This window comes from Citrobacter sp. Cf125, from assembly GCF_030333935.1.
GTDB lineage: Bacteria > Pseudomonadota > Gammaproteobacteria > Enterobacterales > Enterobacteriaceae > Citrobacter > Citrobacter freundii.
The window spans coordinates 322734-344821 of sequence record NZ_JAOWEY010000025.1; the positions used below are offsets into that span (position 1 = coordinate 322734).

Below are 22088 nucleotides of genomic sequence, written 5' to 3' on the forward strand. Positions count from 1 at the left end.
AAAGAGGAAAGCAACTAGGATAAAGCCTTATCAATGTTGAGGCTATCATGCGCGTATTGGTTTTCCTGCTTATCACACTTTTTCCCGGCTTAAGTCACGCGGCCGGGTCTGCACTGCTGCGCTGGCAGGATACCCGGCAGTCAGTCTCGGTGCCGCAGACGGACGTTACTGCAAGCAAAGTCTGGAAACTGTGCGCGTTGTATCCCAGCCTGAAGGATTCCTACTGGCTTTCAGTGAATTACGGCATGCTTGAGGCAGCAAAAAAATATGGAGTAAGCCTGAAGGTGTTTGAGGCGGGAGGGTATCGTCAGTTCACCACGCAAAAAACACAAATCGCCCAGTGCCAGCAGTGGGGAGCGGATGCCATTTTATTGGGCAGCAGCACAACGACTTTTCCGGATTTGCAGGCGCAGGTTGGTACGTTGCCGGTCATTGAGGTAGTGAATGCGATACACGATCCGACGGTGAAAGCACGGGTCGGAGTTCCATGGTTCCAGATGGGTTACCAGCCAGGCCGCTATCTGGTTAAGTGGAGCGCGGGAAAACCGTTAAAGGTTTTATTATTGCCCGGACCTGATGACGCCGGAGGCAGCCGCGAAATGGTGGCAGGATTCCGTCAGGCGATTGCCGGTAGTCAGGTGCACATCGTGGATGTGGCGTTGGGGGATAATGATATTGAAGTTCAGCGCAACCTGTTACAAGAGATGCTTGAACGTCACCCGGATGTCGATGTGGTTGCCGGTACAGCAATTGCAGCGGAAGCAGCGATGGGAGAGAAGCGGAATCAGGGGACGCCGCTAACCGTTGTCTCTTTTTATCTGTCGCATCAGGTGTATCGCGGACTTAAACGCGAAAGAATCATTATGGCTGCCAGCGATCAAATGGTCTGGCAAGGTGAACTGGCGATTCAACAGGCTATCAGAGTATTACAAGGGCAACCGGTACCGGAAAATATCAGTCCGCCGATCCTGGTGCTCACCCCGAAAAATGCCGACAGCCAGCATGTTCAGCGCTCACTTTCTCCTGGCGGGTTCCGTCCGGTTTATCTGTATCAGTACACGTCGGCCGCTAAAAAATAACCTTCGCCGTGCTGCGTCACCAGTAAATCAGCCCGTAGCTTATGGCGCAAACGGCGGATCAATACATCCACGGTGCGTAAGTCTGGATTGTCTACCCGTCGTGCCGAAAGCATACGCAGTAAACGTTCGCGGCTGAGAATTTCCCCCGGATTGGTGACAAAGGCGACCAGCATTTCATACTCGGCGCGGGTGAGTTTGATCGTCTCATCGCCCAACTCCAGGGTATGCCGGGAGACATTCAGACAGTATCCGGCAAACTGATAGCAGTTATCTTTGGTCTCCGGCTGTGCCTGGCGGGCAAGATCGATACGCCAGAGCAAATTTTTAACCCGAACCACCAGTTCACGTAGCTCCAGCGGCTTGGTGACATAATCATCAGCACCCATTTCCAAGCCAACGATCCGGTCAATTTGATCGCTACGACCCGTCACCAGAATGATCCCTACCGTTGAGCGTTCGCGCAGGGCACGGGTCAGCATTAAGCCATTTTCGTCCGGGAGGTTGATATCCAACAGAATAAGATCGACAGGATGTTGTGACATGATTTCACGTAGGCCTGTAGCGCTGGCGGTGACCGAGACGTGGTAACCCTCCTGTTCAAAGTATGCCTGTAACCTCGCCTGGGTGACGGGTTCATCTTCAACAATTACAATGTGATGCGACATCCTGATGGCGTGCTCTTTCTGTTCATATCTGTTCACATTGTGCCGTAAGTCATTCATCCTGACCAGTGTTGCTGTTCACATTTGAGAAATAAGATCCTCTGTAACTAAACCATAAGATTACAGGGGCTATTATGCGGAAACTATGGAGGGCGCTGCTCAGACCGAGCGCACGTTGGTCAGTGTTGGCGCTGGTCGTTATCGGGATTGTGGTCGGTATTGCGCTGATCGTCTTGCCGCACGTTGGTATTAAATTAACCAGTTCTACCGAGTTTTGCGTGAGCTGCCACAGTATGCAGCCGGTTTACGAAGAATATAAACAGTCTGCGCATTTTCAGAATGCCTCCGGGGTACGCGCAGAATGTCATGACTGCCACATTCCATCCGATATTCCAGGCATGGTGAAACGTAAGCTGGAGGCCAGCAACGATATTTACCAAACCTTTGTTGCCCACTCTATTGATACTCCAGAGAAATTCGAAGCCAAACGCGCTGAGCTGGCGGAGCGCGAATGGGCGCGAATGAAGGAGAACAACTCCGCGACCTGTCGTTCTTGTCATGACTATGATGCGATGGACCACGCTAAACAGCATCCTGAAGCTGCGCGGCAGATGAAGATTGCGGCCAAGGACAACCAATCCTGTATCGACTGCCATAAAGGAATCGCGCACCAGCTTCCCGATATGAGCAGCGGTTTCCGTAAGCAGTTTGACCAGTTACGCGCCAATGCAAACGATGATGGCGAGACGCTCTACTCTCTGGACATCAAACCTATTTATGCCGCCAAAGGTGATAAAGAACCTGCAGGCTCACTGCTGCCCGCTTCTGAAGTGAAAGTGTTAAAGCGTGACGGTGACTGGCTGCAAATTGAAATTGTGGGCTGGACCGAGAGTAATGGGCGTCAGCGCGTGTTGGCGCAACTGCCGGGCAAGCGCATTTTTGTGGCTTCCATTCGTGGCGACATCCAGCAGCACGTGAAGACGCTGGAGCAAACCACCGTTGCGGAAACGAATACGCCATGGAGTAAATTGCAGGCCACCGCCTGGATGCAGAAGGGCGATATGGTCAACGACATCAAACCTATCTGGGCTTATGCCGACTCGCTCTATAACGGAACCTGTAACCAATGCCACGGCGCGCCAGAGAAAGATCACTTTGATGCTAACGGTTGGATTGGCACGTTGAACGGCATGATTGGCTTTACCAGTCTGGATAAACGTGAAGAACGTACCTTACTGAAATATTTGCAGATGAATGCCTCTGACACTACGGATAAGCCGCATGGCGATAAGGGAGAAAACAATGAAAAGTAACGATCTCTTTCAGGCATCTCGCCGACGTTTTCTAATGCAGTTGGGGGGCTTGACCGTAGCTGGTATGTTAGGGCCTTCGCTGCTCACGCCGCGTAGCGCCAACGCCGCAGAAGTCCAGGGCACTGGCGTCAAAGAGGGGATTCTGACCGGTTCTCACTGGGGGGCTATCCGTGCCACCGTGGTTGATGGTCGTTTTATTGAGGCCAAACCGTTTGAGCATGATAAATACCCGTCAAAAATGATCGCTGGACTCCCGGATCACGTACACGGTGGAGCGCGTATTCGCTACCCGATGGTCCGCGTGGACTGGTTGCGTAAGCGCCATCAGAGCGATACCACTCAGCGCGGAGATAACCGTTTTGTACGCGTTTCGTGGGATGAAGCGCTGGACTTCTTCTACCAGGAGCTGGAACGCATTCAGAAGACCTATGGTCCGAGCGCGCTGCTGACTGCCAGCGGCTGGCAATCGACCGGGATGTTCCACAATGCTTCCGGGATGCTGGCACGTGCCATTGCGCTGCATGGCAACAGCGTGAGTACCGGGGGAGACTATTCCACCGGCGCCGCTCAGGTTATTCTGCCGCGCGTGGTAGGGTCAATGGAGGTATATGAACAGCAGACCTCCTGGCCGCTGGTACTAGAAAACAGCAAAACCATTGTGCTGTGGGGTTCCGATCTCATCAAAAACCAGCAGGCGAACTGGTGGTGTCCGGATCATGATGTCTACGAATACTACGAGCAACTGAAGGATAAAGTGGCGCGGGGTGAGATTTCGGTCATCAGCGTTGACCCGGTCGTCACCTCAACGCATGACTATCTGGGCCGCGACAAGGTTAAGCACATCGCCGTGAACCCGCAGGCTGATGTGCCGCTACAGCTGGCGTTGGCACACACGCTGTATACCGAGAAGCTCTACGATAAGCATTTCCTCGATAACTACAGCGTTGGGTTTGAGCAATTTCTACCTTATCTGCTGGGCGAAAGTGACGGACAGCCTAAAGATGCCCAGTGGGCGGAAAAAATCTGCGGAATTGATGCAGATACGATTCGTGAACTGGCGCGGCAGATGGCGGGCGGCAGAACGCAAATTATTGCCGGCTGGTGCGTCCAGCGTATGCAGCATGGGGAACAGTGGGCGTGGATGATCGTGGTGCTGGCCTCGATGCTCGGACAAATCGGTTTACCCGGCGGCGGCTTTGGCTTTGGCTGGCATTACAACGGTGCGGGCACCCCGGGGCGTAAAGGGATTATCCTGAGCGGTTTTTCTGGCTCCACCACCGTACCTCCTGTGCATGACAGCACCGATTATAAGGGCTACAGCAGTACTATTCCGATCGCGCGTTTTATCGATGCGATTCTGGAGCCGGGCAAAATCATTAACTGGAACGGCAAAACCGTTAAGTTACCGCCGCTGAAGATGTGCGTTTTTGCCGGGACCAACCCTTTTCATCGTCACCAGCAGATTAATCGCATTATTGAGGGATGGCGTAAGCTGGAAACCGTCATCGCCATCGATAATCAGTGGACGTCGACCTGTCGATTCGCCGACATCGTATTGCCGGCGACGACCCAGTTTGAACGTAACGATCTTGACCAATATGGCAACCACTCCAACCGCGGAATTATCGCCATGAAGCAGTTGGTGCAGCCGCAGTTTGAAGCGCGTAATGATTTCGATATTTTCCGCGATCTTTGCCGCCGCTTTAACCGTGAAGAAGCGTTCACTGAAGGGCTGGATGAGATGGGCTGGTTGAAGCGCATCTGGCAGGAAGGAAGTCAGCAAGGGAAGGGACGCGGCGTTCATCTTCCGGCCTTCGACGTTTTCTGGAATCAGCAAGAGTACGTTGAATTCGAACATCCGCAGATGTTTGTTCGTCATCAGGCCTTCCGCGAAGATCCCGACCTTGAACCGTTGGGGACGCCAAGCGGTTTGATCGAGATATATTCGAAAACCATTGCCGATATGCAATATGACGATTGCCAGGGGCATCCGATGTGGTTCGAGAAAATCGAACGTTCACACGGTGGGCCAGGGTCGCAACGTTGGCCGCTGCATCTGCAATCCGTCCACCCGGATTTCCGTCTGCATTCACAGCTCTGCGAGTCCGAAGCGTTGCGTAAGCATTACGCGGTAGGTGGCAAAGAGCCGGTGTTTATTAACCCACAGGATGCCAACGCCAGGGGCATTCGCAACGGCGATATAGTTCGTGTATTTAACGCGCGTGGACAAGTGCTGGCCGGGGCGGTTGTCTCCGATCTCTACTCGCCGGGCGTGGCGCGCATCCATGAAGGTGCCTGGTACGACCCTGATAACGGTGGAGAAACCGGATCGCTGTGTAAATACGGCAATCCGAACGTGTTAACGATAGATATCGGCACGTCTCAGCTGGCGCAGGCAACCAGCGCCCATACTACGCTGGTGGAAATTGAGAAGTATACCGGCAAGGTGGATAACGTGACGGCGTTCAGTGGCCCGATAAAAATGGTGGCGCAGTGTGAATATGTCCCGGCTGAGCAGGTGAAGTCATGATGAAAGACACCTCCCTGACAAAAGAACAAATGGCCTGCGTGTACGCCTGGCTGGCGCAGTTGTTTTCCCGGGAGCGTGACGATGAAAGCCTGGGGCTTTTGCAGTCCAGCGAAATGGCTGAGTGGTTCGCGGTGCTCAAAGGCGAGCCTCTGCTTGAGGCGCAGGTCCTTCTGCTAGAGGCGAAAATTGCCGCGCTCAAGGTGCGGGAAGACGCTACCCTGGAACTGGCGGCTGATTTTTGCAGCCTGTTCCTGATGTCGGATAAACACGCGGCGTTACCCTATGCATCGGCTCATCTTGAAGGAGGGCCAAACTATGGGGTCATTAAACAACTATTATCTGATGCGGGCATGCAGGTAAGCGATACGTTTAGCGAGTCAGCCGATCATCTGGCGATTTTTATCGAACTGCTGAGCCATCTGCATTTTTCCCTGGCAGAGGCAGGACCGCGTCATCAGCAGGTGGATGCGTTGCGCAGAGAAACGCTGGCAGGGCTGTTACGCTGGTTACCGGAGTTCACCACTAAATGCTGTCGGTATGATGACTTTGGTTTTTACGGCGCGCTAAGTCAGCTGTTGCTGGCTTTGGTCAGACTGGATAATCAGCGCTGAGAGCAGCACATCCGGCAGTAATGAATCTGTTGCCTCCGTCGTATTGCTACGTTCACCTTATGTTTTTCACTTCTCTGAAACGATACTGTCTGTGAACGTGTTAAGGGTACTATCGCCGTACCCTTAACAATCCCGGCTCCCGGCGGGAAAATTGTTGCTGCGCAATACTCTCCGCTTATTCCTTCAGGCTACCGGGCCGGGCGCGAGGCAACATCCCTGTAAAACGCGCCCTGAACCCGCATCCCTGTGGGTTCTCCCGGCCTTACGGAAACACGTCGGCAATTTTCAGCCGGACCAGTCCACACTTGACCTCCTGCGCTTTTATTTGAAAATCGCTGAACAGCAAAACAGATTTAACTGGAAATTAGGGCGTTGAAGCGATGACCTCGCTATGGTTGTTCCACTCCCAGTTATTTCCATGGTCTTTCATCTTCGTGAACTGAATGGCATTAGCACATTCGCTCCCGTTTTAACCCTATCACCGTACAACCAGCACCGGACATTTCGCGTGGCGTACCACGGCTGCTGCCGTTGAACCCAGCAGATAAGTGCTAAAACCGGGTTTATGTGAGGCGATGACAATAAGCTCGGCGTCTACTGATTCCGCCAGTTTGAGGATCTGATCCTTTGGCGGGCCGTAAACGACATGAGTTTGACTCCTGCCTGCAGGAATATTGAACTGCTTAATAATCTCTTCGAGTTTTTCGCTGGCCTTGGCCTGCAGACCACTTCTGTCCGGGAATTCGGTAGAGTAGGCCAGCCCCAGCGAGGCATAGAACGGAACGGTAGGAATAACGGCTAAAAAGTGAACCTTCGCGGTTTTGGCATGCGCCTGAACCTGTGGAACAACATGGCGAGTCAAATCGGTTTCAGAGATATCAATGGGCACCAGAATTGAGCGATACATATTCACTACCTCCTGTTTGTTTACCTCTACTCTGAGTGTAGCGAAAGTTGTCTTTGTATAATAAGTGACCAGATCAAGGTTACGTGCATAAATGTGCGTCAATGAAATGTGTGTGTCGCATGTCTGGCCGTATATGTATATGTGAGCAAAATTGTAAGACAGATATCTTCATTAATACGTGTAATCGAAAAACAGAAAAGGGTTCTTTTTTATGTGTTTTCATTATATATTTAATTATATAACGATTGTCGCCAAAGGATTAATTTCAGCAGCTTTTAATCGTTATCAAACTTTTATTCTGATGTTTGTGTGATTAATAGTTAATTAAACTTTATGTTTGGTTTAAAATTCTAATTTTAAACGAAATTTGATATTTACATTTCGTTCTCATTAATTATGCGAGCCCCTTCAAACTTACCCGTTGGCTGATTCTTATTTCTCTCTTCGCTTGATGAATATCAATAAGTAGCTGCTTTAGTATATTTATTGTCTACCTCTAAAAGGGTATTCGTCTGATGGAAATATAAGATGAGAAAAATAAATAAAACTATCATATGGACGATGCTGCTGTGCATTGTTCTTGGTGCAGTTATTGTTTTGGCAGGGCAATGGACATTGCACAAAACCTCGAGCACGGAATTTTGTTTGTCGTGCCATACGATGCAGGCACCTTACGAGGAATATACCGGCTCGGTTCACTTCCAGAATCAGAAAGGCATTCGTGCAGAGTGCGCGGACTGTCATATCCCGGAGGGCGGGCTGGATTATCTGGTGGCTAAGCTGCGGGCCTCAAAAGATGTTTATCACCAGTTCATAACCAAAAAAATCGATACCCCGGAAAAATTTGAAGAACATCGTCTGGAGATGGCGCAAACCGTCTGGGCACAGCTCAAGGCGAGTGATTCTGCGACCTGCCGTAGCTGCCACAGTATGGACGCCATGGATCTTGCTGCACAAAGCGCGGATGCCCAGAAGATGCACAAAATGGGCATCGCGGAAAAGCAAACCTGTATTGATTGCCATAAAGGCGTCGCCCATTTCCCACCTGAAATAAAAATGGATGACAGTGCGCTTAAAGGGCTTGAAGCGCAGTCAGCCTCTACTCCAGCCTCAGCAACTGAGCTTTATGCCGTAAGCAATACCGCGCTTGGCGATCTGGGAACCGTTTACCCGGCAACAAAAATGCAGGTTCTGAAAACAACGGACAACGCACGACTGGTCGAGATTCGCGGTAGCCAGATGCAAGGAAGTGAACAGGTTATTTACTACGCAGCAGGGCAGCGTTTGATTCTTGCCAGCCTGAGTGAAAAAGGTCAGCAGTCGCTGAAGATCCTCTCCGACTGGAAAAAAGATGACTACGGCAATGCGTGGCGAGATGTCGTGCTGCAGGGCGAATGGAGCGGTTCCGCTCTCGCCAGCCGCGAACCCATGTGGGATTACGCACGCAAACTCGACAATGTGTACTGCGCGGGTTGTCATGCGCCAATTCCGGCGAATCATTTCACGCTCAACGCCTGGCCTTCTGTGGCAAAAGGGATGGGTGCTCGTACCAATATCAGTGAAAACGAACTGGATATCCTGAGCCGTTACTTCCAGTACAACGCGAAAGACATGAACAAATAAGCGATAAATCAGGAGAAATCATGAAACTCACAAGACGTGACTTTATCAAGACGGCTGGCGCGGCAACCGGGACAATGGCGATTTCTTCGGTGATCCCAATGCCGGCCTGGGCCGAAGGCCAGAATGGCGGGGCAATCCTGACGGCAGCACGTTGGGGTGCGGTATACGTGGAAGTAAAAGACGGCAAAGTGGTTTCCTCAAAAGGTGCGTTGCCGAAAACGGTGCCGAATTCATTACAGCAAACCGCGCCGGATCAGGTTCATACCAATATCCGCGTTAAGTATCCGATGGTGCGCAAAAGCTATCTGGAAAACCCGGGTAAAGCGGATGGTAAACGTGGTAACGATCCTTTCGTGCGTGTGAGTTGGGAACAAGCGCTGAAGCTCATTCACGAGCAGCATAGCCGGATCCGTAGCAGCTATGGCCCGTCCTCAATATTTGCCGGTTCCTATGGCTGGCGCTCCAGCGGCGTTCTGCATAAGGCGCAAACCCTACTGCAACGCTATATGAGCATGGCCGGTGGTTATGCCGGTCATACCGGAGATTATTCAACCGGGGCCGCGCAGGTGATCATGCCTTACGTTGTGGGATCGGTTGAAGTCTATGAGCAGCAAACCACCTGGCCGATGGTGCTAGAGCACAGTCAGGTCGTGGTGCTGTGGGGGATGAACCCGCTCAATACCCTCAAAATTGCCTGGAGCAGCACGGATGAACAGGGGATTGAATACTTTAATCTGCTGAAAAAATCAGGGAAAAGCGTCATCGCCATCGATCCGATGCGTTCTGAAACCATCGAGTTCTTTGGTGATAATGCGACCTGGATTGCGCCACATATGGGGACCGATGTGGCGATGATGTTAGGGATCGCCCACACGCTGGTGAAGAAAAATCTTCACGACAAAGCCTTCCTGGAAAAATACACCACTGGATATCCGCAGTTTGAAGAGTACCTGCTCGGCAAGAGCGACAAAATTGAGAAAACCGCCGAGTGGGCATCTGGCGTGTGTGGCGTGCCTGCTGAGCAACTGGAAAAGCTGGCGGAAATTTTCTCCAGCAACAAAACCATGCTCATGGCAGGCTGGGGGATTCAGCGTCAGCAATACGGTGAGCAAAAACACTGGATGCTGGTGACTCTGGCGGCGATGCTGGGGCAAATTGGTACCGAAGGCGGTGGTTTCGGGTTCTCTTATCACTATTCTAACGGCGGTAACCCAACACGCACCGGTGGGGTATTGCCAGCAATTTCCGCCAAAATTGAGGGGGGATCATCTGCTGGCAACGACTGGGCGGTTTCCGATGCGGTGACCAGCCTGCCGGTAGCGCGAATTGTCGAGGCGCTGGAAAACCCAGGCGGCAAATATCAGCATAACGGTAAAGAGCAAACCTTCCCGGATATCAAAATGATCTGGTGGGCGGGTGGCGCTAACTTTACCCATCATCAGGATACCAACCGCTTAATCAAAGCCTGGCAGAAGCCTGAACTGGTTGTCATCTCTGAGTGTTACTGGACCGCAGCGGCCAAACACGCCGATATCGTTCTGCCAATCACCACCTCGTTTGAGCGTAATGATCTGACCATGACCGGTGATTACAGTAACCAGCATCTGGTGCCTATGAAGCAGGTCATCGCGCCGCAGTTTGAAGCGCGTAGTGATTTTGACGTATTTGCCGATCTGGCTGAGATGCTCAAGCCGGGTGGTAAGGCGGTCTACACCGAAGGCAAAGACGAAATGGCGTGGCTGAAGCAGTTCTATGACGTCGCGCAAAAAGCCGCCCGCGCCCAGCGTGTCGCCATGCCTCAGTTCAACGCGTTCTGGCAGCAGAATAAACTGATCGAAATGCGTGAGAATGAAAAGAATAACAAATATGTGCGCTACGCGGATTTCCGCAGCGATCCGGTGATGAATGCGCTGGGAACGCCGAGCGGCAAGATAGAAATCTACTCGAAAACGATTGAAGGTTATCAGTATAAAGACTGTCCGCCGCATGCGTCCTGGATTGAACCGGATGAATGGAAAGGAACTGCGGATAAAGATCAGCTGCAGCTACTGACGGCGCACCCGGCACATCGTCTGCATAGCCAGCTGAACTACGCGTCGCTGCGTAAAGAATACGCGATTGCCAATCGTGAACCGGTGACGATTCATCCGGATGACGCGAAAGCCAGAGGGATTGTCGAGGGCGATCTGGTTCGTGTATGGAATGCTCGTGGACAGGTTCTGGTGGGGGCGCACGTCAGCGACGGTATCAAACCGGGAATCATCTGTATCCATGAAGGCGCATGGCCGGATATTGAAAACGGTATCTGTAAAAATGGCGGTGCGAACGTGCTGACGGCGGATATCCCAACCTCACGGCTGGCGAATGGCTGTGCGGGGAATACCAGCCTGGTATATGCAGAAAAATTCACCGGTGAAGCGCCAAAACTCACCGTCTTTGATGAGCCAGCAATTGTCACCATGTAATGATGATGGCTGATAAACGGGGGCCGTAAGGCTCCCGTTTTTTATTACTGTTTGGGCAACGTTTTACTGTTGTTACTCAGCCAGTTCAATCACATCTCCCGTTGCCGGTGCGTCAGTTCCCGGTAGCCACAATCGACCCCATGAACCAGTGCAATGACAGCCGAGTAGTTTTTCGGGTTGTTGTTGCTTAATAAATTGTCGGGTCCGCCATAGCTTAGCGGGGGAGGCAGCACGTAAATGAAACCCACCGACCAGGGCATAAATTTGGTTAACCCCTGTGATTTTCTGGCAATGGCGTACGATGTTCTCTATTCCCCGATGCCCGCAACCAGTAATGATGACTAACCCGCGTTCAGATTTATAGATCAACACGCCTTCGTCACTGATGTAATCTGGTTGGAGTGTTTTCTCGCTAATCACACCATAGGACTGTGGCGTGGGGACGCTAATTTCCCCGGACCACAAAAAGCGATCGCTGATAGCCAGCGGCTCGCGGGTGTATTCCATGATGAATCGAGAGTAGTTGTTATCATGCGAGAGTTTTTTAATTTTTCGTGGTGTTCCCGCAACCGTAACTGAGGCGTATCGTTCACAGGCTATTTGGGGATGACAAATGATACGGCTGTTATCCGCAAGCCACGGCACGCCGCCGCAGTGATCGTAATGGCCGTGCGACAGCACCACGGCGGTTAAGTGCGTCAGGTCCACGCCCATTTGTGCAGCGTTATGCATGAAGCTGCCATCCGGCCCGGTATCAAACAATATTGTGGTCGTTTCATCCTGAACTAACAGACTTAATCCAGGCTTTGCCAGTAATGTTTTTCCAGCGCCAGCAGCACGTCGGTTTTCAAGCAGCACCGTGAGGGTCAAAGCCATGTCTGACTCCAGTATTAAAACGGCATACTGTAATGCATGGCTGTTGAGGGTGCTGTGATCGCAGCGCTCTTTAGCGGTATCTGTTATTCACGCACAATTTTGCCAGCGTTTCCTGCATCGCTGTCATTCCAGCTACCGCGACCATTTGTTTTAATGGTGTAAGTGGCATAACCGACGCGGAAGGTCATCGTATCCTTATAGGTATTTACGTCACGTACTTCCTTACCATTGACGTAAACGCCGGAACCTTCGACGTGAATATCAACGCTGCGTTGACCATTGGCAAATTTGGCCACGTAATTTCCGCTGAATTTGCCATCAATACCCGCATTATCGTGGTTATCCCGGCCTGTGGTATTTTGCTGCTCTTCACCATGGCGATGATGACGATTTTGCTGGCTGTTATCGCTCTCGATAAAGCCATGATCGTGGTTCCACTGATAGGATTTGTTCACATCACAACCATTGAGTTCGCTCATTTGCGTACAACCTGAACGTTCATATTTTTTCTGCATTGCCGGGGTAATTGCATATGCCGTTGTGGCCGTTGTCAGACCAAGGACCAGGAGGGTCAGCAGACGTTTATTCATTTTTCACTCACTATCATCATTAAGTTTATTTATAGGAACACGAACTTTTTGGCTGTCATTTTTACGACGATGGCAGTCTCCCATTAAATATTAACGACGCATACCAGGGGAAATCCTAATTTATAATTAGGGTGAGGTGATAAATGTTGTGATACGCAACATAATAAGTAGTTGATTTACGATTTTCATACAATCTGAATAAAGAGTTAAAAGGTTTTTACTTTTTAATGGAAGATTTAATGAATTATTAATATTGACATTAACGATGAACAAGGATGCAGGCTTGTATATAAACAGGCCTGCACGGGGAGAGTAGTCCACAATATTCAAACTTAGCGTATTTATGGATATTGTCGTCAATATAGCTCGTCTTTACCCTTGAGTGGAGATCTGTGCGCGGTGCTGCTCGGCCTGTATCTCATGAGCAAATGAATGGCCGTTATTTACTGATTGGTGAACAACCATTGCTTTTTCATGTTCATTCATTTGTGAAAATGATTGCGCATTGGTTGGTGTTGACGATGAATTATTTGCCTGCGAGGCGTGTGTCTGCGCCATTTGTTGATGTGCAGAGGCATGACTGTTATTCATCATTTCATGAGCCATTGCGGCCTGTTGATGCATTTTAGGTGTTTCTGCCGCATTAACGCCAACTGAAATAAAAAACGCGATAGCTAAAAAAGAGGACATCTTATTCATCATATTTCTCCTGTTTGGGTTTACGGAAGAAAGTATAATTAATGGGGACTGTCAGTGGCGTGACAGGATTATGACGGTTGTGTCAGAGAATAGGTGATGACAGGTATAAGCGTCATCACCATAAATTACATCGCGTGCTTGGGAAGCGTCAGAATAAAGCGAGTGAAATAAGGATCGGAAGTTACCGAGACTTTTCCGTGATGGGCAATCACAATCGATTTCACAATCGCCAGACCAATACCGCTGCCTTCGCCCTTACGCTGTCGTGAAGGGTCCACGCGATAAAAGCGGTCAAAGAGTCGCGGAAGATGATGCGGGGGAATGGGGGGGCCGGGATTCTCAACGACTATCTGGACCAGACCATCCGCCTCTTTCACCCGCACGGTTACCGACTCACCTTTTGGCGTATAGCGCATGGCATTTGACAGCAGGTTACTCATTGCCCGGCGTAACATTAATGGGTCGCCTGAAACCCAGCATGCGCGTCCTTCAAACCGTAAACCAACCTCACGCTCCTCTGCCCAGGCTTCGAAAAAGTCGAACACTTTACCGACCTCATCAGCCAGATTGAGCGCTTTTTTTTCTGGGATCAGCTGATTGTTATCTGCCTGCGCCAGAAACAGCATATCACTCACCATTTTCGACATACGGCCAAACTCTTCGAGATTGGAATACAGCACATCTTCCAGTTCTTTTTGGCTGCGGGTCTGGCTGAGCGCAATTTCCGTTTGGGTGACGAGGTTAGTTATTGGCGTGCGGATCTCATGGGCAATATCCGCCGAGAAGTTCGACTGACGTTTAAATACGTCCTCGATGCGTTCGAGCATGTGATTAAACGAACTAACCAGTTGTTCCAGTTCAATAGGCACAGCCTGCGGATCGAGACGGACATCGAGATCTTTCGAGGTGATATTTTGGATGCGACGACTAACATTACGGATCGGTTCATGGCCTTTGTATACGGCGAACAGCACGATAAAAACAATCATGATGCTAATCAGCGAAGCCGTCATAATTAACTTGTTTTTCAGATCGTTAATATAGTGCAGGTGAAAATCGATCGATAACGCCAGATACAGCGTATATGCTGGTTTTCCATCGGCAAGCTTTCCTACTGGCAGACGAATCATTCGCCAGTTAGACGATGTTTTCTGTCCGTGGATATGTCTGGAGGTTTGCAGTGTAGGACCTGAGATAATAAAAACGTCGCTGGCATGAGCATTTTTATCCGGCCTTGCGCTGGCGATAAATTGCCGAAGATCCGGCGCATTGGGCGAATGAAAAATGGCCTTCTGGTTGCTATCTACCAGAGAAATAATGACGTTCGAGTAACCCGCCACCACATTTTTTAGCGTTTCCAGTCGGCGTGATTCTGGCTCGTTAGGTTGGTTAATAATCCGCTCCAGCGTGGTGCTAATCTCTTGTAAATCATTGATGTCCTGCTCGGCGAAGTGGACTTTCACGGAGTGGATCATTATCCATGCAAAGGCGAAAAATGACGCAATTGTCGCCAGACTGATAAAAAAGGTTAGTCGTGTCGCCAGTGAAAAAGGGCGCCGCCATCGTTTACTGGCCATCAGGAACCTCAAGCATATATCCCACGCCGCGCACGGTCTGAATCAGTTTCGGCTCATAATCGTTATCAATTTTGGCGCGCAGACGCTTAACGGCGACATCGATGGCATTAGTATCGCTGTCAAAATTCATATCCCAGACCTGGGAGGCGATCAGCGAGCGGGGTAAAACTTCCCCCTGATGGCGCAGGAAAAACTCAAGCAGCGTAAACTCTTTGCTGGTCAGAGTGATGCGCGTACCGCTGCGGGTAACTTTTCTGCTGACCAGATCGACCATTAAATCCGCGACCTGAAACTGGCTTTCGACAATCACCGCCGCGCCTCGACGCAACAGCGTTCTGACCCGTGCCAGCAGTTCGGCGAAGGCAAACGGTTTAATCAGGTAATCATCAGCACCCAATTCCAGACCTTTAACTCGATGTTCAATGGTACCCAGTGCGGTGAGGAGAAGAATGGGCATTCCTTTGTTGGCGGAACGCAGCATTCGCACGATATCCCAGCCGTTTACATCCGGCAGCATGATGTCGAGTATGAGTAGGTCGTAATCGCCGGTCATCGCCAGGTGATACCCGTTCAGGCCGTTATCCGCTAAATCCACGACAAAACCCGCTTCCGTCAGGCCTTTTGTCAGATATTCACCGGTTTTTTTCTCATCTTCGACTATCAAAACCTTCATCGCATTCTCCTTCACGCACGGGTTGTGCGGACTTTCAATTCTAGGGAAGCGGGATCGGATAGCAATCGGTTATTGGGAAAATGACAGTTTTGTCATTTTCCTGTCACCGGTTAAACAGAGTCACTTGGTTAAAGTACTGCACTATAAATTCCTACACATTTTAGGGACATCAGTCCGGTCAGGACGAGAAGAACTATGAGCAAATTTAAGCTTCTTACCCTCAGCGCTATATTCGTGCTCGCCGGTTGTTCATTGGCGCCGGACTATCAGCGCCCGGCTTTGCCGGTGCCGCAGCAATTTTCTTTAAGCCAGAATGCCCTGGTAGCGGCTCCTGGTGAATATCAGGACACGGGCTGGCGGAGCTTCTTCGTTGACTCCCAGGTAAAGGCGCTGATTGGCGAGGCGTTGGTTAATAACCGCGATTTACGTATGGCTGTGCTAAAAGTTCAGGAAGCGAGAGCTCAATATGGCGTCACGGACGCTGACCGCTACCCGCAGCTCACGGCAGGCTCCAGTGGTACTTACAGCGGTAAATTAAAAGGTGATAGCAGCACCGATCGTGAATTCGAAGCTGGACTCAATCTTAGTTTCGACCTGGATTTCTTTGGGCGGCTAAAAAATATGAGTGAAGCTGAGCGACAGAATTTCTTTGCCAGCGAAGAAGCGCGTCGGGCGGTGCATATCTCATTAATCTCCAACGTGTCGCAAAGTTATTTTAATCAGCGTCTGGCTTACGCGCAGTTGCAAGTTGCTGAAGAAACGCTGCAAAACTACCAGCGCTCTTACGCTTTTGTAGAGAAGCAACTGGTAACCGGTAGCACCAACGTACTGGCGTTGGAACAAGCGCGCGGAGTGATCGAAAGTACGCGTAGCGAAATTGCCAAGCGTAAAGGTGATCTGGCGCAGGCCAATAACGCGCTGCAGCTGTTGCTGGGTACATACGGGAAATTACCTGATGACCACGCGCGCAGCCCTGGGGATATTAAACCGGTAACGCTGCCGCCATCGCTCTCGTCGCAAATACTGTTGCAGCGCCCGGATATTATGGAAGCTGAGCACGGATTATTGGCGGCAAATGCCAATATCGGTGCTGCGCGGGCGGCATTTTTTCCGTCTATAACGTTAACCAGTTCCGTGTCCAGTAGCAGCAGCGATCTTTCCAGTTTATTTAATGCCGCCAGCGGCATGTGGAATTTTGTCCCCAAAATAGATATTCCAATATTTAACGCCGGACGTAATCAGTCCAATCTCGACCTGGCAGAAATTCGCCAGCAACAGTCGGTAGTGAATTACGAACAAAAAATTCAGAACGCGTTTAAAGAAGTGGCGGATGCACTGGTGTTGCGCCAAAGCATTGCCGATCAAATTAGCGGGCAGCAGCGTTATCTGGATTCATTGCAAATCACACTACAACGCGCCAGAGCGCTTTATCAGAATGGTGCAGTTAGCTATATCGAAGTATTAGACGCAGAACGTTCTTTATTCGCTACGCGGCAATCGCTGCTCGATCTTAATTACGCCCAACAGGTTAATGAAATTAAGCTGTTTGCTGCCTTAGGCGGCGGTTGGGTGGAGTAATCCTTAATATTAATCTTTCAGGAGCATCAATTATGAATACGACCGCCAAAGCTGTGCTGTTTAGTCTTTTCTCTATGATCATGTTTAACGCTCAGGCCAATGAGCATCAGCATGGTGAGATGATGAATATGCAGCCAGCGGCTCAACAGGAACAACTCATTAGCGCTACCGGGGTGATTGAAGCTGTTGATATGGGAAGTAAAAAGATTACGATCAAGCATGATCCTATTCCTGCGGTGAACTGGCCAGCCATGACGATGCGTTTTACACGGGTTGCCGATACGAAGGCTGATGATATTAAGCCAGGCGATAAGGTCGCGTTTACGTTTGTTCAGCAGGGAAATCTCTCTGTGTTACGCGATATTCACATCAGTAAATAACGTTCTCGTTGGTCTCTTTTATTCTTGCCCGGGTTTTTGCGAACGCGGGTGAGACTATCGCGCAATGGAAATCACTATGGCGTCTTTAAATATTAAAAATACCGCGCTTATTCTTGCTGGCATGATTGCCGGTGGGGTTATTTCTGTCGGTATTTATACTTATTATTCATCCGCAAAAGCAACGGCTGAAACCGGGCAGGCTTCGCCAAAAGAAGCCAGAAAAGTGTTGTTCTGGTACGACCCCATGTACCCAAACACGCGTTTTGAAAAACCGGGTAAATCGCCATTTATGGATATGGATCTGATCCCGAAATATGCCGATGAAGAGACCGCGAACGCGTCATCACCAGGCGTGCGCATCGATCCTACACAAACCCAGAACTTGGGGCTGAAAACAGAGCCAGTGCGTCGTGGACCACTGCACTACGCGCAAACTTTCCCGGCCAACGTTAGTTATAACGAATACCAGTTTGTTATTGTCCAGGCACGCGCAGCGGGCTTTATCGAGAAGGTTTACCCACTGACCGTGGGGGACAAAATTAAGCAAGGCGCGCCGCTGATCGACCTGACTATCCCCGATTGGGTTGAGGCGCAGAGCGAATATTTATTGCTGCGGGAAACTGGCGGCAGCGCGACGCAGGTGGAAGGAATTCTGGAGAGATTACGTCTGGCTGGAATGCCTGAAGCGGATATTCAGCGTTTAAAATCGACGCGTAAAATTCAGACCCGCTTTACCCTGAAAGCGCCTATTGATGGGGTGATCACCGCATTCGATTTGCGTACTGGTATGAACATTTCCAAAGACAATGTGGTCGCGAAAATTCAGGGTATGGACCCGGTATGGGTCAGCGCGTCGGTCCCGGAATCTATCGCCTGGCTGATTAAAGATGCCTCGCAATTTACCATCACCGTGCCCGCCTGGCCGGATAAGCCTTTCACCATCAGCAAGTGGAGTATCTTACCCAGCGTTGATGCTACCACGCGTACGCTCCAGCTCCGTTTACAGGTCGATAATCCTGACGAGGCGCTCAAGCCCGGGATGAATGCTTACCTGCAACTGAAAACACAAAGCGAGCCAATGCTGCTGATCCCGTCTAAAGCGCTAATTGATACGGGTACCGAGCAGCGGGTAATCACCGTTGATAACGAAGGCCGATTTGTGCCGAAACAGGTTGCGGTATTCCATGAATCTCAAGGACTGACGGCTATCCGCTCCGGCCTGACCGAAGGCGAAAAAGTGGTTTCCAGCGGTCTGTTCCTGATTGATTCCGAAGCGAATATCTCTGGCGCACTGGACCGTATGCGCGCCCAGAACAGTAAGACGCAAGACGCAGCCGCCATGCCAGCCCAGGCGACCCATTCACACTGAGGATATGATAAATGATTGAATGGATTATCCGCCGCTCGGTGGCAAACCGTTTTCTGGTGATGATGGGGGCGCTGTTTCTCAGTATTTGGGGAACCTGGACCATCATCAATACCCCGGTTGATGCGCTGCCCGATCTCTCTGATGTTCAGGTGATCGTCAAAACCAGCTATCCGGGTCAGGCGCCGCAAATTGTTGAAAATCAGGTGACCTACCCGCTGACCACCACCATGCTGTCGGTACCGGGCGCGAAAACTGTGCGTGGTTTCTCGCAGTTTGGTGATTCCTACGTGTACGTCATTTTCGAAGATGGTACCGATCCTTACTGGGCGCGCTCGCGCGTACTGGAGTACCTCAACCAGGTTCAGGGAAAATTGCCGGCTGGCGTTAGCGCGGAAATGGGACCGGACGCCACGGGTGTCGGCTGGATATTTGAGTACGCGCTGGTGGATCGCAGCGGGAAACACGATCTGGCGGAATTACGTTCTCTTCAGGACTGGTTTTTAAAGTATGAGTTAAAAACGATTCCCAACGTGGCGGAAGTCGCCTCGGTAGGCGGCGTGGTTAAACAGTATCAGGTCGTTATTGATCCGATGAAGCTGACGCAATATGGCATCAGTCTGGCGGACGTGAAATCAGCGCTGGATACGTCGAATCAGGAAGCGGGCGGCTCATCTGTTGAGATGGCTGAAGCGGAATATATGGTCCGCGCCAGTGGATATCTGCAAACTCTCGATGATTTCAATAACATCGTCCTGAAAACAGGGGCCGACGGTGTACCTGTTTACCTGCGCGATGTGGCGCGCGTACAGATTGGGCCGGAAATGCGCCGTGGGATCGCCGAACTGAATGGCGAAGGCGAAGTGGCGGGCGGGGTGGTTATTCTGCGGTCCGGTAAAAATGCGCGTGAGGTGATCTCCGCGGTTAAAGCCAAGCTCGATACGCTGAAAAGTAGCCTGCCGGAAGGCGTAGAAATAGTTACAACATACGATCGCAGTCAGCTCATTGACCGCGCCATTGATAACCTGAGCTACAAGCTGCTGGAAGAGTTTATCGTTGTTGCGCTGGTGTGTGCATTGTTCCTGTGGCATCTGCGTTCTGCGCTGGTGGCGATTATTTCCCTGCCGCTGGGGCTGTGTATCGCGTTCATCGTGATGCATTTCCAGGGGCTGAACGCCAATATCATGTCGCTGGGGGGCATTGCCATTGCCGTCGGGGCGATGGTCGACGCCGCCATCGTGATGATTGAAAACGCCCATAAGCGGCTGGAAGAGTGGGGGCATCAGCATCCGCATGAAAAGCTGGATAACGCAACGCGCTGGAAGGTCATTACTGACGCCTCTGTAGAAGTCGGCCCGGCATTGTTCATCAGCCTGCTGATTATCACATTGTCGTTTATCCCTATTTTCACGCTTGAGGGGCAAGAGGGGCGACTGTTCGGGCCGCTGGCGTTCACCAAAACGTATGCCATGGCAGGTGCGGCGTTTCTGGCCATCGTGGTTATTCCAATCCTGATGGGATTCTGGATCCGCGGAAAAATACCTGCAGAAAGCAGCAACCCGCTTAACCGTTTCCTGATCCGTATTTACCATCCGCTATTGCTGAAGGTATTGCACTGGCCCAAGACCACCATTCTGGTGGCGGTGCTTTCAATACTGACGGTTATCTACCCGCTGAAAAAAGTCGGTGGCGAATTCCTGCCGCAGATTAACGAAGGTGACCTGCTGTATATGCCTTCGACATTGCCGGGGATCTCAGCGGCGCAGGCAGCGGACATGCTGCAAAAAACCGACAAGCTGATCATGACCGTTCCGGAAGTGGCGCGCGTGTTTGGTAAAACCGGTAAGGCAGAAACCGCAACAGACTCTGCACCGCTGGAAATGGTTGAAACGACGATCCAACTGAAGCCGCAGGACCAGTGGCGTCCGGGGATGACGATGGACAAAATCATTGCCGAGCTGGATAAAACCGTACGCTTGCCGGGACTGGCGAATCTGTGGGTTCCGCCGATTCGTAACCGTATCGACATGCTCTCTACGGGGATCAAAAGCCCAATTGGCATTAAGGTGTCAGGTAACGTTCTGGCAGATATCGACGCCACGGCGGAGCAAATTGAAGAGGTGGCCAGAACCGTGCCGGGCGTCTCTTCGGCGCTGGCTGAGCGCCTGGTCGGGGGGCGCTATATTAATGTGGATATTAATCGGGAGAAAGCGGCCCGGTACGGAATGACCGTCGGCGCGGTGCAACTGTTTGTCACCTCTGCGGTCGGAGGCGCAATGGTCGGCGAAACGGTGGAAGGGATTGCACGTTATCCGATTAACCTTCGCTATGCGCAGAGCTATCGTGATAGCCCGGAAGCGCTGCGTAATCTGCCCATTCTGACGCCCATGAAACAGCAAATCACGCTGGCGGATGTCGCCGATGTGACGGTGGTTTCGGGGCCTTCGATGCTGAAAACCGAAGATGCGCGACCAACCAGCTGGATTTACATCGACGCCCGCGATCGTGACATGGTCTCAGTGGTGAACGATCTGAAAAAAGCGATCGCTGAAAACGTACAGTTAAAGCCGGGGACCAGCGTGGCGTTTTCCGGGCAGTTCGAGCTGCTTGAGCGCGCCAGTCATAAGCTCAAACTGATGGTGCCGATGACGCTGATGATAATCTTCGTTCTGCTTTATCTGGCCTTCCGTCGCTTTGGTGAAGCGCTGCTGATTATCACCAGTGTGCCTTTTGCGCTGGTGGGCGGCATCTGGTTCCTTTACTGGATGGGGTTCCATATGTCGGTTGCAACTGGAACCGGATTTATCGCCCTGGCAGGTGTTGCTGCGGAGTTTGGCGTGGTGATGCTGATGTACTTGCGCCACGCTATTGAAGCCGAACCTGCGTTGGAAAATCCGCAAACCTTTACGGCGGATAAGCTGGATGAAGCGTTATATCACGGTGCTGTGCTGCGCGTGCGCCCGAAAGCGATGACCGTGGCGGTGATTATTGCAGGTCTGTTACCTATATTGTGGGGGACGGGAGCTGGCTCAGAAGTCATGAGCCGCATAGCCGCGCCGATGATTGGCGGCATGATCACCGCACCATTGCTCTCTCTGTTCATTATTCCGGCCGCTTATAAGCTGATGTGGCTGCACAGGCATCGCCACCAAAAGTAAT

At 51.1% G+C, this 22088-nt stretch carries 17 protein-coding genes; 10 read left to right on the forward strand and 7 right to left on the reverse strand.

The window, feature by feature from the left end; all coding sequences use genetic code 11:
* The first annotated feature begins 47 nt into the window (after positions 1 to 47).
* Positions 48 to 1079 carry a TMAO reductase system periplasmic protein TorT gene (gene torT / locus OGV89_RS18240; RefSeq protein WP_057063235.1) on the forward strand — a complete coding sequence of 344 codons (1032 nt, stop codon included), beginning with the start codon at positions 48 to 50 and terminating at the stop codon, positions 1077 to 1079.
* On the opposite strand, the gene torR is transcribed toward torT, so the two are convergent.
* The gene (gene torR / locus OGV89_RS18245) at positions 1052 to 1744 is read right to left on the reverse strand and encodes a two-component system response regulator TorR (RefSeq protein WP_003021912.1); all 693 of its coding nucleotides are present in this window, start codon (positions 1742 to 1744) and stop codon (positions 1052 to 1054) included. The two genes, torT and torR, sit on opposite strands and share 28 nt — an antisense overlap.
* A 131-nt stretch (positions 1745 to 1875) precedes the next feature.
* Between torR and torC the strand changes: the two genes are divergently transcribed.
* Genes torC through torD form a run of 3 tightly spaced genes read left to right on the forward strand, consistent with a single transcriptional unit; the run spans position 1876 to position 6195 of the window.
* Positions 1876 to 3054, forward strand: coding sequence for a pentaheme c-type cytochrome TorC (gene torC / locus OGV89_RS18250; protein WP_286559069.1), 1179 nt, complete (start codon positions 1876 to 1878; stop codon positions 3052 to 3054).
* A complete protein-coding gene (gene torA, locus OGV89_RS18255; RefSeq protein WP_286559071.1) occupies positions 3044 to 5584 on the forward strand; it encodes a trimethylamine-N-oxide reductase TorA in 2541 nt (846 codons plus the stop codon). Before torC ends, torA begins: the two co-directional genes overlap by 11 nt.
* On the forward strand, positions 5581 to 6195 hold the full coding sequence (gene torD / locus OGV89_RS18260) for a molecular chaperone TorD (protein ID WP_032936924.1): 615 nt from the start codon (positions 5581 to 5583) through the stop codon (positions 6193 to 6195). Before torA ends, torD begins: the two co-directional genes overlap by 4 nt.
* 478 nt (positions 6196 to 6673) lie before the next feature.
* Here the strand turns inward: torD and uspF are convergent, their stop codons facing one another.
* Positions 6674 to 7102: a universal stress protein UspF gene (gene uspF / locus OGV89_RS18265; protein ID WP_003835732.1), complete on the reverse strand. Its 429-nt coding sequence runs from the start codon at positions 7100 to 7102 to the stop codon at positions 6674 to 6676.
* A gap of 528 nt (positions 7103 to 7630) precedes the next feature.
* Between uspF and OGV89_RS18270 the strand changes: the two genes are divergently transcribed.
* Positions 7631 to 8725: a NapC/NirT family cytochrome c gene (locus OGV89_RS18270; RefSeq protein ID WP_003835730.1), complete on the forward strand. Its 1095-nt coding sequence runs from the start codon at positions 7631 to 7633 to the stop codon at positions 8723 to 8725.
* Positions 8726 to 8745: 20 nt separating this feature from the next.
* Positions 8746 to 11190 carry a trimethylamine-N-oxide reductase 2 gene (locus OGV89_RS18275; protein WP_003021928.1) on the forward strand — a complete coding sequence of 815 codons (2445 nt, stop codon included), beginning with the start codon at positions 8746 to 8748 and terminating at the stop codon, positions 11188 to 11190.
* Between the two features lie 72 nt (positions 11191 to 11262).
* Here the strand turns inward: OGV89_RS18275 and OGV89_RS18280 are convergent, their stop codons facing one another.
* The 5 genes from OGV89_RS18280 to cusR form a co-directional block, all read right to left on the reverse strand.
* Positions 11263 to 12066, reverse strand: a complete 804-nt coding sequence (locus tag OGV89_RS18280) for an MBL fold metallo-hydrolase (protein WP_016149743.1) — start codon at positions 12064 to 12066, stop codon at positions 11263 to 11265.
* Between the two features lie 83 nt (positions 12067 to 12149).
* Positions 12150 to 12656 carry a hypothetical protein gene (locus tag OGV89_RS18285; protein WP_286559073.1) on the reverse strand — a complete coding sequence of 169 codons (507 nt, stop codon included), beginning with the start codon at positions 12654 to 12656 and terminating at the stop codon, positions 12150 to 12152.
* Positions 12657 to 13028: 372 nt separating this feature from the next.
* A complete protein-coding gene (locus OGV89_RS18290; RefSeq protein WP_003847480.1) occupies positions 13029 to 13355 on the reverse strand; it encodes a PcoE/SilE family metal-binding protein in 327 nt (108 codons plus the stop codon).
* 125 nt (positions 13356 to 13480) lie between these two features.
* Positions 13481 to 14932 carry a Cu(+)/Ag(+) sensor histidine kinase gene (locus OGV89_RS18295; protein WP_286559075.1) on the reverse strand — a complete coding sequence of 484 codons (1452 nt, stop codon included), beginning with the start codon at positions 14930 to 14932 and terminating at the stop codon, positions 13481 to 13483.
* A complete protein-coding gene (gene cusR, locus OGV89_RS18300) occupies positions 14922 to 15605 on the reverse strand; it encodes a copper response regulator transcription factor CusR (RefSeq protein WP_065944981.1) in 684 nt (227 codons plus the stop codon). The genes OGV89_RS18295 and cusR overlap by 11 nt, the downstream gene beginning before the upstream one ends.
* Before the next feature lie 195 nt (positions 15606 to 15800).
* On the opposite strand from cusR, the gene OGV89_RS18305 reads away from it, so the two are divergent.
* The 4 genes from OGV89_RS18305 to OGV89_RS18320 all read left to right on the forward strand — a co-directional run bounded on the left by OGV89_RS18305 (position 15801) and on the right by OGV89_RS18320 (position 22087).
* Positions 15801 to 17183, forward strand: a complete 1383-nt coding sequence (locus tag OGV89_RS18305) for an efflux transporter outer membrane subunit (protein ID WP_286559076.1) — start codon at positions 15801 to 15803, stop codon at positions 17181 to 17183.
* A gap of 32 nt (positions 17184 to 17215) precedes the next feature.
* Positions 17216 to 17563, forward strand: coding sequence for a cation efflux system protein CusF (cusF, locus tag OGV89_RS18310; protein ID WP_003835715.1), 348 nt, complete (start codon positions 17216 to 17218; stop codon positions 17561 to 17563).
* Positions 17564 to 17639: 76 nt separating this feature from the next.
* Positions 17640 to 18932, forward strand: coding sequence for an efflux RND transporter periplasmic adaptor subunit (locus tag OGV89_RS18315; RefSeq protein WP_286559078.1), 1293 nt, complete (start codon positions 17640 to 17642; stop codon positions 18930 to 18932).
* A gap of 11 nt (positions 18933 to 18943) precedes the next feature.
* A complete protein-coding gene (locus OGV89_RS18320; RefSeq protein ID WP_286559081.1) occupies positions 18944 to 22087 on the forward strand; it encodes a CusA/CzcA family heavy metal efflux RND transporter in 3144 nt (1047 codons plus the stop codon).
* Position 22088: the final 1 nt, after the last annotated feature.